Annotated in this window: 10 protein-coding genes and 1 tRNA gene; 10 read left to right on the top strand and 1 reads right to left on the bottom strand. The window is 57.2% G+C overall.

All coding sequences use genetic code 11. The annotated features are described in order from the left end of the window. Nucleotides 1–25: 25 nt before the first annotated feature. The 3 genes from ACR0C5_RS11530 (at nt 26) to ACR0C5_RS11540 (ending at nt 2,086) form a co-directional block, all read left to right on the top strand. A complete protein-coding gene (locus tag ACR0C5_RS11530) occupies nt 26–1,003 on the top strand; it encodes an HpcH/HpaI aldolase/citrate lyase family protein (protein WP_170773543.1) in 978 nt (325 codons plus the stop codon). A gap of 220 nt (nt 1,004–1,223) precedes the next feature. Beyond that, complete coding sequence (locus ACR0C5_RS11535) at nt 1,224–1,745, top strand: DUF4142 domain-containing protein (RefSeq protein ID WP_170773541.1); 522 nt, start codon at nt 1,224–1,226, stop codon at nt 1,743–1,745. Beyond that, nucleotides 1,745–2,086, top strand: a complete 342-nt coding sequence (locus tag ACR0C5_RS11540; RefSeq protein WP_480876657.1) for a cupredoxin domain-containing protein — start codon at nt 1,745–1,747, stop codon at nt 2,084–2,086. The genes ACR0C5_RS11535 and ACR0C5_RS11540 overlap by 1 nt, the downstream gene beginning before the upstream one ends. A gap of 101 nt (nt 2,087–2,187) precedes the next feature. Here the strand turns inward: ACR0C5_RS11540 and ACR0C5_RS11545 are convergent. Then, a tRNA-Leu gene (locus ACR0C5_RS11545) sits at nt 2,188–2,272 on the bottom strand. 391 nt (nt 2,273–2,663) lie between these two features. Between ACR0C5_RS11545 and ACR0C5_RS11550 the strand changes: the two genes are divergently transcribed. The 7 genes from ACR0C5_RS11550 to ACR0C5_RS11580 all read left to right on the top strand — a co-directional run bounded on the left by ACR0C5_RS11550 (nt 2,664) and on the right by ACR0C5_RS11580 (nt 11,423). Then, the gene (locus tag ACR0C5_RS11550) at nt 2,664–3,071 is read left to right on the top strand and encodes a hypothetical protein (RefSeq protein ID WP_174819453.1); all 408 of its coding nucleotides are present in this window, start codon (nt 2,664–2,666) and stop codon (nt 3,069–3,071) included. Between the two features lie 2 nt (nt 3,072–3,073). Further along, nucleotides 3,074–5,083, top strand: coding sequence for a dynamin family protein (locus ACR0C5_RS11555; protein WP_480876660.1), 2,010 nt, complete (start codon nt 3,074–3,076; stop codon nt 5,081–5,083). Between the two features lie 8 nt (nt 5,084–5,091). Next, complete coding sequence (locus ACR0C5_RS11560) at nt 5,092–6,741, top strand: dynamin family protein (protein ID WP_170773537.1); 1,650 nt, start codon at nt 5,092–5,094, stop codon at nt 6,739–6,741. Between the two features lie 30 nt (nt 6,742–6,771). Next, entirely contained in the window at nt 6,772–7,173 is a 402-nt protein-coding gene (locus ACR0C5_RS11565) for a hypothetical protein (RefSeq protein WP_170785957.1), read from the top strand. Nucleotides 7,174–7,196: 23 nt separating this feature from the next. Continuing rightward, nucleotides 7,197–8,036, top strand: coding sequence for a hypothetical protein (locus ACR0C5_RS11570; RefSeq protein ID WP_480876664.1), 840 nt, complete (start codon nt 7,197–7,199; stop codon nt 8,034–8,036). Nucleotides 8,037–8,103: 67 nt separating this feature from the next. Next, nucleotides 8,104–10,146: a dynamin family protein gene (locus ACR0C5_RS11575; protein WP_480876667.1), complete on the top strand. Its 2,043-nt coding sequence runs from the start codon at nt 8,104–8,106 to the stop codon at nt 10,144–10,146. After that, entirely contained in the window at nt 10,143–11,423 is a 1,281-nt protein-coding gene (locus ACR0C5_RS11580) for a dynamin family protein (protein ID WP_480876670.1), read from the top strand. The genes ACR0C5_RS11575 and ACR0C5_RS11580 overlap by 4 nt, the downstream gene beginning before the upstream one ends. Nucleotides 11,424–11,613 lie beyond the last annotated feature (190 nt).

An 11,613-nucleotide genomic window follows, 5' to 3' on the forward strand; every position in this document is an offset into this window, starting at 1 on the left:
ACACTTCTTTCAAAGGACCAAACCCATGAGCTTTTATGCCATCGAACAGGCACCCGCGCGCCTGAACCGCAGCGAACTCGCCGTGCCGGGCAGCCAGCCCAGTATGTTCGAAAAAGCGGCCCAGTCGGATGTCGATGTGATCTTCCTTGATCTGGAAGACGCGGTTGCGCCCGACGAAAAGGAACAGGCCCGCAAGAACATCATTCAGGCTTTGAATGACATCGACTGGGGCAACAAGACCATGTCCGTGCGGATCAATGGTCTGGATACCCACTATATGTACCGCGACGTGGTCGATGTGGTCGAACAAGCGGGTGAACGTCTGGACCTGATCATGATCCCCAAGGTCGGCACCGCAGCAGATGTTTATGCGGTCGACATGATGGTCACTCAGATCGAAGACGCGATGGGGTACAAGAAACGCATCGGGTTCGAGCACATTATCGAGACCGCGTTGGGCATGCAGAACGTCAGCGAGATCGCGGCCGCCTCGAAACGCAACGAAAGCCTTCATTTCGGTGTGGCTGACTATGCGGCCTCGACCCGCGCGCGCACCACGATCATTGGTGGCGTGAACCCGGACTATTCCGTACTGACCGATCCCGATGGTGACGCATCCCGCGCAACCCATTGGGGCGACATGTGGCACTATGCGCTGGCGCGTATGGTCGTGGCTGCGCGCGCCAACGGCCTGCGCCCGATTGACGGCCCGTTCGGCGATTTCCAGGACCCCGAAGGCTATATGGCGGCTGCCAAACGCGCAGCCGTTCTGGGCTGCGAGGGTAAATGGGCCATCCACCCCACCCAGATCGCGCTGGCCAACGAAGTCATGTCGCCCAGCGATGCTGAAGTCACCAAAGCACAGCGCATTCTGGTCGCCATGGCCGAGGCCGAGACTGCCGGCAAAGGGGCCGTATCGCTGGATGGTCGCCTGATTGACTATGCTTCGATCCGGCAGGCCGAAGTCATGGTCGAAAAAGCAAAGCAGATTGCAGCCGCTTGATCTGCTTGCCTCGCGCGGCGCTGCCTGATCCCAAACAGCGCCGCGCATTTTAGTCCCTTTTCTGTGGGTTTGGACGGTCTGACTTGCCAATCCTGGTTCACATTTGCGCGCGCGTTCCGAAATCTGAACGATCTGTGCTGGATTTTGAACGGCTGAGTATGTGGTCTTGATCATCGTTGGGGATACTGGGCGCATCAGTCCAATCCAACGGAGATCCGTCATGAAAAGATTCCTCGCCACTTTCGCCATTTCGCTGGCTGTCGTAACCGCTGCTTCGGCGCAGGACGTTGCTGATATGAGCGACCTGGAATACGCGCATATCGCCTATACTGCTGACAACATTGACATTCGCTATGCGCATCTGGCCTTGGCGCTGTCGGAAAATCCCGACATCCACGAGTTTGCCAATACGATGATCCGGGATCATACCGCCGTTAACGCAGCGGCGCTGGGACTGCTGGACAAGTTGGGTGCATCGGCGCAGGACAATGCATTCAGCCAGACATTGAATTCCAACGCGGAAGAGATCATCAACAATCTGTCGCAGCTGCGTGGTGCCGAGTTCGACAAGGCCTATGCGGCCAATGAACTGGCGTATCATCAGGCCGTCAACGAGCTGGTTGAGAACACCATGATCCCCAATATCGACAATGCCGAGGTTAAGGCGCTGTTCGAGCAGGGCCTTGAGATTTTCAAGGCGCATGAAGGTCATGCGGAAATGATGGTCGAGTCTCTGAACTGATGTCCAAACCTGTGTCACGTCGATTCGTCGTGATCGGAGCGGCTGCTTCGGCAGCCGCTTTTGTATCGCGGGGAAGTGCAGAGAATGCCCCAATGACGCATGAAATCCAAATCCGTCGCTTCAAGTTCGAGCCCGATCAAATACAGGTTCGTCCGGGGGATAGGATCAAGTGGGTCAATCTGGATATCGCACCCCATACAGCGACCGCAGTTGATCGCAGTTGGGACACGTTTGAGCTTGAAAAAGACTCAAGCAGTGAAATTCAGGTTACGGAAGGGATGGAACAGTCCTATTTTTGCGAGTTTCATCCTCATATGAAGGGCCGGATCGAAATCCTTTGATCGGTCGATTTGGCTTTACCTAAGCCTCATCGAGCGAACCGTCGTCCCAATCTTTGGAGCGCGGAAACCGGTTCCATTCCAACAAAAACTTTAGAAAGAAATGGTGCGGGTGGAGGGACTTGAACCCCCACGCCTTGCGGCGCCAGAACCTAAATCTGGTGCGTCTACCAATTTCGCCACACCCGCATCGTGGCATCTCGTGCCAGACTGAGGGCCAAATAGCAAAGCTTGAACCCAAGTGCGAGAGGGAAATTTCGACTCAGGTCAATAAATTCGGCTGGTCGGATCACGTCGTAATCACGGGCCGGCAGCGTTTGCCGCTTGCTCGCGTGGACAGCTTGGTGGTTGAGGCATTATTGTCGCCTGCGGTCGCACAAAAATTATCGCTAAGATATTGTATATAAAAAAGAAACATATTTGCGCCACATTTCAAACGCCAAAAAATCTTATTCGCGTCAAATTAAGACCCCCTTGCAGATGGTTGATGGGCGCTGGGACCAGATGAGTCTTTTTGCCTCCGGGCGTTGTTGAAGAGCTTTTGCTCAACTCCAGAAAAAGGGTCGAAAACGTGACCAACATGATGAATTCCGCTGTGACCGAGCAAGACGCCGTTGGCCTTGCACGGGAAAGTTTTCTGGGCGAACTGAAATCCCTGAACCGGGATCATCCGAATACGGGTTTTGGCATTTCGTTGCGCACACATTCGGGGGGCCATTATCTGTTGGCAAATTCCCGCATGCCGCTGCCCGAAACCAAAGCCGCAGGTTTCCCCACGGGCCGTCGTCTGGCCTGTTTGGAAAACAGTGACAGTTTCAGCTCGATCGAAGTGCTGGCCGATTCCGGTGCTTATGAAAAGATTTCGCCCTCGGCCGAGGCTGCCATTCTGGGCAATGCACTGAACCTGATCGCGCGGATCGACACGCTGACCAGCGTGCAGCACGACCAGATCGACCACCCCATCGCCGCTACAGGAACCGGAGGTTAACCATGGCGCGTAACGATCACCTTTTGTCCGTTGGCAACGAAGCTCTGACGCCGATGACCTCGGCCATGAAGGCTTTGACCACGCAGATCGACCAGCTGACAGAGGTGGCTGATGCGCGCTCCTCGGCGCGTCTTGCGACGCTGAAAACGCGGATGGAGAACTTCACCGCCAGCGTCACGCTTGTGGGACAGGTCAAGGCAGGGAAATCCTCGATCGTGAATATCCTGGCCGGGCGCCCTGCCCTTTTGCCTTCGGATGTGAACCCGTGGACTTCGGTGGTGACGACGCTGAACATCAACACCCGGACTGAGGGCGACAAAAAGGCCAAGTTTACTTTCTTCGAACAGGAAGAATGGGACAACCTAATGGTCGGCGGTGGCCGTCTGGGTGAATTGGCTAATCGCGCTGGGGCCGATGACGAGATGGACGATATCCGCCGCCAAATCGGCGAGATGAAGGCCAAGTCGGAAGATCGTCTGGGCAAGCATTTCGACCTGATCCTGGGCCAGAGCCACCAATACGATTATTTCGACGAAGAACTGATCCAGCGCTATGTTTGCCTCGGGGATGAGGATGACCCGGATATCAATCCAAAGACTGGGCGATTTGCCGATGTGACGAAGTCTGCGGAACTGTTCATGGACATCCCGCAATACCCGATTTCGCTCAGACTGTGTGACACGCCCGGCGTCAACGATACCTTCATGGTGCGGGAGCAAATCACCTTGCGCAGTCTGCGCGGGTCCGAGGTTTGCGTGGTCGTACTGGCGGCAAGTCAGGCGCTGACCACGATGGATATGGCACTGATGCGCATCATCGCGCAGTTCGAGAACCGCCAAATCATCCTGTTCGTGAACCGAATTGATGAACTGGCCGATCCGGTCAATCAGGTGCCCGAAATCCGCGACCGTATTCAGGACACGCTGAAACAGAACAATATCGATGGCAATACCAGCGTCGTGTTTGGCAGCGCACTTTGGGCCGAGGCCGCACTGACCGGTAATCCTGACATCATGAACGAGGAATCGCGGCAGGCACTGAACACCTTCTATTTGGCTGCCGGGTTTGGCGATCAGGCCCCCTCGCTGGACAAGATCTGGGCGCTTTCAGGCCTGCCCGATCTGCTGTTGGCGATTAACGAACGGATCGCCGAAGGCGCAGGCACCCGCCTGTTGGACCGTGTGCGTCACAAAGCGCGCAACATTGCCAGCCAAATCCGCGCGACTGCCGTGGCCAAGAAACTGTCAGATGGTGATGGTGTGGTGCGTGACCTCGACGGTGTCTCTCCTGAGCAGGCCATTGCGACCGTTATTGCGGAATATGACAAAAAGGCCGCTGTGCTGACCACATCCCTGCGGGAAAAAGTGCTGGAGCGCCTGAACTCGGCCGAAAAGAACTTTGTCAAACGCGCGACGGATTCCTTGATTGCGCATCTGGAAGAGAATGGCGAAGAAGGCACTTGGCAATACGATCCCGCCGGACTGCGGACCTTGCAAAAGGCGGCCTATTTCAGCTTTGCCCGCGCGATGCGTAAAGAGGCTGGTGCGCTTTACAGTGCTGCTGCGGCGGATGTTGAAGCTCTCTATCATAAGCTGCTGGGTAATCATCTTGGCGAGTTCGCAATCGAAGCACCAATTGTGCCGCGTGTCCCGCCCCCGTTGGGCATCGGGCGCACGATTGCGCTGGATTTGCAAAGCACGTGGTGGCGCCGCTGGTGGCAACGCCGCAAAGGGTTCGAGGCTTACGCCGCAGACTACACCCGCCTGATTGCGTCCGAGGCGAGCTCGATCACCAAGGATATCGAAGAAAACCAGATCGCGGCGGTGTTGGAAAACGTGCGTGCTGTTCTGTCTGACTTCCTGCGCGAGCAGAAAGAGACATTGCTGAACATATCGGCCACCGCCGAGACCGACGCATCCCGGAATGCGCTGATGGCGGGCATGGCCCCGCAGAAATCGCGCGACGATATCCTGGGCGACATCCTGAAAGATCTAAGCAACGAGGCAGCATAAGTAGCGACATGGCAAAAGATTCACAAACCCGCTTCGTTTCAACCAAGGCTTGGGAGCGCATTGAAAACTGGTCCCGGCGCAAACCCGTTTTCGCGCTAATGGGAGAGTTCAGCGCAGGCAAATCGACGCTGATGAACTTCCTGCTGCGCTCGGACGCTTTGCCGACGCAGGTCACCGCCACCCAACTTCCGCCCGTGTGGTTTAGCTGGGGTAAGCAGTCCGCCTATGTCCAACGACCGGATGGGTCCCGGGACACAATCGGATTGGATCAGCTTGAATCGGTCGGGGTCAACGACGCTCAGTTCGTTCGGATTTTCCTGCAATCGGATATTCTGGAAGCTGTCGATCTGATCGACACGCCCGGTATCTCGGATCCGAAGATCTCGGACGATGTCTGGCGGCGTGCTGTGGGTCAGGCGAATGGCGTGTTGTGGTGTACCCATGCAACGCAAGCCTGGCGCGAGACTGAACGCGCGACATGGGTGTCTTTGCCAGAGCGGTTGCAGCACAATTCACTGTTGCTGGTCACGCGGGCAGATGTTTTGGACGCAAAGGACCGCCAGAAAGTGTTGCGCCGGGTCAACCGAGAGGCTGGGCATCTGTTCAACCGTTCCATTCTGTTCTCGGCCCGCGATGCGATCATGGCCCGTGACAAAAGCGGTGATGCCGAGCAATGGGCGCGCAGTGGCGGTGGCAAGATGGTGGACAGTTTTCTTGAGATCACCGAACAGATCATGGACAACCGGGCCCATCAGTTGGCCAGATACCAGATTGATGACAGCCTGACCGGCGCGCCTGACATGAACGCTTTGCGCCCCGATGCCAACGGTGCGCGCGCACCACTGAAGCTGGTAGACCCGGTTGATGTCTCGGATGCCGAGGATGTTGTGACATCCTTCCCGGTTCGCCCCGCCCGAGTGGAACTTCGCAAGGACGACGCGGATCGCGCGCCTCGGATCGACGCGGACGAAGCGGAACGGATGCGTGCGGAGATGACGAACTCGCCCGAGGACGCACAGGAGGAAGACCTGCGATCCTTCTTCCGGGACGCCGAAGAGCCCGAAGTGACGTTGACAGAAATGTCCGCTGGAGCGGAGAGCGACGACACCGAGGTTGATGCGTTCGAACAGGAAGTTGCTGCATTCGAAACTCCAGTTGACTCGGACGAGGAAACATTTGTCGATGCGCTTGAGGAAAAACTGGCTTCAACTCCAGAACAGCCCGAGGTTGAGGATACTTCGGCTCCGGAAATTAGCGCAGAAGGTTCCGTTTCGTCCATTGCCGCGTTGATGGCCGAACAACCCGAAAGCGCCGAGGATGAGTTCGAGCCTGAGCCCGAAAGCAACAGCCTGATCGACATTCAGGTTGTCCCTCTCACCGGTGCCAAACGGACCGACAGCGACGCGCAGCCCGAAAAGCTGGAAGATCTGCTGAATGTGCCCGCCGGATCACCGCTGAGTGCGGCCGCGATGTGGCGCGACATTACCGAAAACGAGGACCTGCCTCAGGATGCGGACGGCCTGAAAGCTATGTTCCAGTCCTTCCTGGTCGAGTTTGACCAGATCGCGGCAGAACATAGCGCACGCAAATCTAAGCAGGACATGTCTTCGCTTGCCAAAAGCAACAAATCCGGCGGGGCCGAGTGGCATGTTCTGTAACCGACCGGCAGGTAGAAAGTAGACGTTCAGATGCCTATCGAAGCCGCTTTGAATGCCGCCATGAGCACAATACCCGACTGCATCGCAGCCGGGTATGTCGATATGGAGACGGGGATGTTGTTGGGCTCGGTCACTCCGGACCCAAACGATGCAGAGAATCTGGATACGCTCGCGATCGCGGTTGCCAACCTGTTTCAGGGGCGTGGTGTAAAGGGGTTCGAAGCACTGCTGCGCGAGGCCGGCGAGGATGCGAATGAACCGACTGGATTTGGTGAAATTGCGGTGTTCTCGAAGGACCGTTTGAACATTTTCCTGCGTACCAAGGCCTATCCGGACCATGTGCTCTGCTACATCTGCCGCAGCAGCGCCAATCTGGGCCTTGCGCTAACGAAATCACACCTAACCCGCGGGCCGGTTGCGGCTGCGGTATGAGCGGGACCAGAGGGGGTCACGGCATGATCGACGCGAACATACTCGACATGCTCGAGAATATCGGGCGCAGCGTTGTCGCGCGGGTGAATCCAGCGGTAACCTTGACAGGAACAACGGCTCAGGATCGGCGTGATCAGGTTTTGCGCACTATTCGCGGAACCGTTTTGCCCCGCAGGTTGGAGTTTACGGCAGCCAATGGTGACTGCCTCGCGATTGAGGTCAACAGCTCGCGCGTCACAGATGTTTTCTGCGTGAGCGACGGGGTTGCCCCTGATTTTGAAACAACATCGAGGGAAGAGTTGGCTGACCGCCTGGCGCAGCTTGTCAGTGACATTGCCACTGCCCCTGCCCCGCTGGAGCTTGTGTCCTTGCAACCTGATACAACGCTGGATGCAGATGATGTCGGGATCACGTTCAGCGAGATTTCCAAATGCTGCAAAGCGATTGAATTGTCTGCTGAACCAGTGGTGTCGCTGGTGCCAGATGCGCCAAAGGCAGAGGAAACGCAGGGCTTGGCCGATCTGTTCTATGACGGGTCTGACCGGTTCGGATTGGGTCGCGTGTTGGCTTCGGCCAAGGACGGGACCCTCATGTCCACCGCGGGCGATTGTGCTGCCGACGGTTCCGCGCATGTAAGTCAGGACCTGATGCAGAGTTTCGCGCGTGATCTGGCGGGTTGGGACAAGGATACCCAGGCAGATCTGGATTATCCGCAGCTAATCGTCATGCGTCCCTCAGGCGGCAAAGGCACCGGGCTGGCCGTTCTGCATGACGGTGAAAGGGTCTCGGTCGTGACCCACGAGGCGCGCAGGCTGGGTGCTGTTGTGGGAGTATGGGCTGCGTTAAAGGGGACGGACGAATGATCGCGCCCCAACCATTCAAATTTTCCAAGAATCCCATCAGTGAACAAGTGTTACCAGGGTAAGTGTTATGAGTGAGAGTAATCGCCGCGAGTTGATCCGCATCGCCGAAGACCTGAACGAGGTCAGCAATGACGAAACACGTCAGTTTATCTCGCGCATCGTGGGAGATCTGTCGAACCTCAAGCCCTCGATCGCCTTTGTGGGTCAGATCAAGGCCGGGAAATCGCGCCTGATCAATGGCTTCACTGGTCAGGCCGAGTATTTGCCGTCGGACGTCAACCCGTGGACGACCGTGATTACTGACATGCATTTCGGCCATCCTTCGGGTCGGACAGAGGGCGCCGAGTTCCACTTTTTCGACAATCGCCAATGGCAAGCCCTGATCGCAGAGGGCGAAGAACTGCGCAACATGTTCCCCGATGACGAGGACAGTTATAAGCGCGAGATGATCGAACAGCAGGTCGAGGCGATGAAAACCCGCGCCAAGCTGCGGTTGGGCGAAAGCTATACGCAGCTACTGGGCCAGCATCACGATCTGGATCATCTGACATCTGACGATCTGGCGCGCTATGTCTGCGCCGGTGATGAGCCGTCCGAGGATGGCACGCTTGATCCCGGTTCCGATCGCGGGCTTTACAGCGACATCACCCGCAAGGCCGAGGTATATTTCGACATTGGCCATTTCCCGTTCCCGATCACTGTGACGGACACGCCGGGCGTCAATGACCCGCTGCTGATCCGCGAGGAAATCTCACGCCAGTATCTCAAGGAAAGCGATTTCTTCGTGGTTGTCTTGTCGGCGCATCAGGCGCTTTCGCGGGCGGACCTCAAGCTGTTCCGTCTTATGCAGGCGTTGGAGCTGGGCCAGATTGTGGTTTTCATCAACCGTGTCGATGAGCTGGGCGGGGGTGCAGATGACGCGACCAAAGTCCGCGCTGATGTAATGGACGGGTTGGAAAAAGCGCTTGGGAACTCGGATATCGACGTTCTCATGGGCAGTGCGCAATGGGCGCACTACGCATTGACCGGCGATGAAACCGGCGTGAACCATGACGATGTTCTGGCCTGGCTACGTGCCCACCCCGAGCAGATGAAGCAATATCTGGACGGTGTCGAAGAGATCAAGCAAGGCCCCGGCCCGATTAGCCGTGAGGGCGTTCTGCGTTTTGCGGCCATGATCGCCTCGGGCCTGCCGGATTTGCGTCGCCATGTGACCCGCGCCCTGGCAGATGGGCCGCGCAACGAGCAGATGCAAATGGCGTGGCAACACCTCAACAGCTTTGCGCAGGGTGAGCTTGACCGCACCAAGGCGCATCTGCGCGCGATCGAGGATCAGGGCGCAGACGGGGCGGATGACCCCAGCGAAAACGACAAGACTCTGGCCGACCTGCGCGCGCTGGTCCAAGACAAGACCGAGATGATCGTCAAGGATATGGATGACGTTTTGGCCAACCTGCGTGGTGTCATGGACGATACCGTGGCCGAGGCCGTATCGGACGTGGTGCGTGGCCCGAACGGAGATTCTCCGCTGTTGGCCAAAGGGGGCGAGACAGAGCTGAACTTTGGCCCCTTGCGTGATCGGATGAGAGAGCTGGTGCAAGGCGCAACCCAAGTTGTCCGCCAGCGTATGCTGAGCGAGCTTTATGCGGTTGACATGCAAAGCAATGCGGCGTTGCGGTCCCTGCCGGGCTGGCAGGACTCCGGGGACAACCGGATGAACACCAGCGCGGTTCGCTGGTTCCGCCCTGATACGACGGCCTTGACGCGTGGCATCACTGTGGAACTGCGCGTGACATGGTTGTCGCGCCTGATCTCGCGCAAAAGCGTGGTCAATCGGGCGGAACGCATGATCGTTCAGGAATTCGAAATGATTGGCGACGATCTTGTCGACACGGCCCGTGAAAACCTGCTGGGGCGTTTGAACACAGTGCTCGACCACTATCTGGCCCTTCTGGCAGGACACCTTGAGCATCGCGCTGGAAGTGGTGAGACCAACGAACGGACCGAGGCGCAAACTGCCTTTAACACCGCGCAACGGATTGCGGATGAACTGGGTGCTGTCTACGGACCGGGCCAATCAGAAAATGAAATACCAAAGGCTGCGGAATGATCGAATTTCCAGGGACCGAACAGGAAGTACGCCAACTCGAGCGTTTCCTGACCGCGACTGAAAAACTACCATCCGACGATTCTCTGGATGACATGCGCGCGCGTGCATTGAGCCATGCCGAGCGGCTGTCGAATGCGATCAACATTGGGTTTGTTGGGGAGTTTGGAGCTGGCAAGTCGAGCCTCGCCAATATGTTGGCAGGGGCCGATATCCTGCCAACCGGACCACAGCATCTTAAATTGCCCTTGGTGATCGTGGCCTATGCGGATGAGCCGGAAACTACGGTGGGCTGGTGGGACAAGGAACCCAAGGTCTATTCTGGCATCGTTTTGGAAAAGGCAGCGGCAGACAAGCCTGATTTCATCTCGGTTGGGCTAAATACCCCCGCTTTGAAGGAAATTTCCCTGTTTGACCTGCCTGGTACGGGGTCGCTTGATGACGCGTCGAAAACTGCGCTGGATTTGTTGCAATATGTCGATTGCGCCATCTGGTGCACCAATGGCACCAGCGCCTGGCGCGAGTCAGAGCGGCATTTGTGGTCCAAAGTCCCACCCGAATTGCGTGCAAACAGCCTGCTGGCCATCACACATACGGACCTTCCGCCGGTTCATGACGCGCTGGATCGGGTCCTGGCCCGATTGAACAAGGAAAAAGGCGATATGTTCCGGGCGGTCGTGCCTATTGGAACGCCGGTTGCCGTCAAAGCCATGGCGCAAGAGCCCGAGCCCGATTTTGCCCTGTGGCAGAGCTGTGGTGGTCAGAACCTTGCTGAGCAAGTATTGCAAATCGCCTCAGACCGGCGGATGGGAGATCTGAAGGCCGCGCGGGATGCGCTGGAACGCGAGTTTCTGCCCTTCCTCGACAGTTTGACCCTCGACCAGCCTGCACCTGTCGCGTCGCCCTCGGTTCAAGCCCCGCTTGAGGCTGCGTTGCCTCCGTTGGAAAACCCGATCCTCGAAGATTGGTTGGCTGCTATCGCCAGCATCTATGAGGACTTACGTGAATCCTCGGATATGGAGCCCAGCAGTTTTCTGAGCAGCTGTCAGGAGATTGTCGAAGATTTTGCCGAGCGTCTGGAACAGGGTGGTGAGATTGATCCGTCAGCCGATTGGATTCCAGCCGAGTTTGAAAAGGCGACCGACCTGCTGTTGTTGCTGCAATTCGAAACCGGGGCCGGGCCGCTTAGGGATGCCGTCAGTATCCTCACACAGCTGAGTGACTGCCTTGCCTGGGCCGGAAGTCGCGCCGAGTCCGCTCACACAAAAACCGGAACCTGAGGTCATATCGCATTTGAATCGCGCCGCAGGGCGCGATTCGAGTTGTCAAGAATCGCGCGCTTATTGTTTCGGAATCGCGCAACAATCATCCTAAATCCTGCGTTCAGTCCGCAATTTCTTGCGGGTGTCGGGCTATATATTGTGCCGCTAGTCGTTCGGGAAACAATATATGCGATTCGCGAAGTTTTGG

The sequence above is a fragment of the Ruegeria sp. N8 genome, assembly GCF_056531325.1.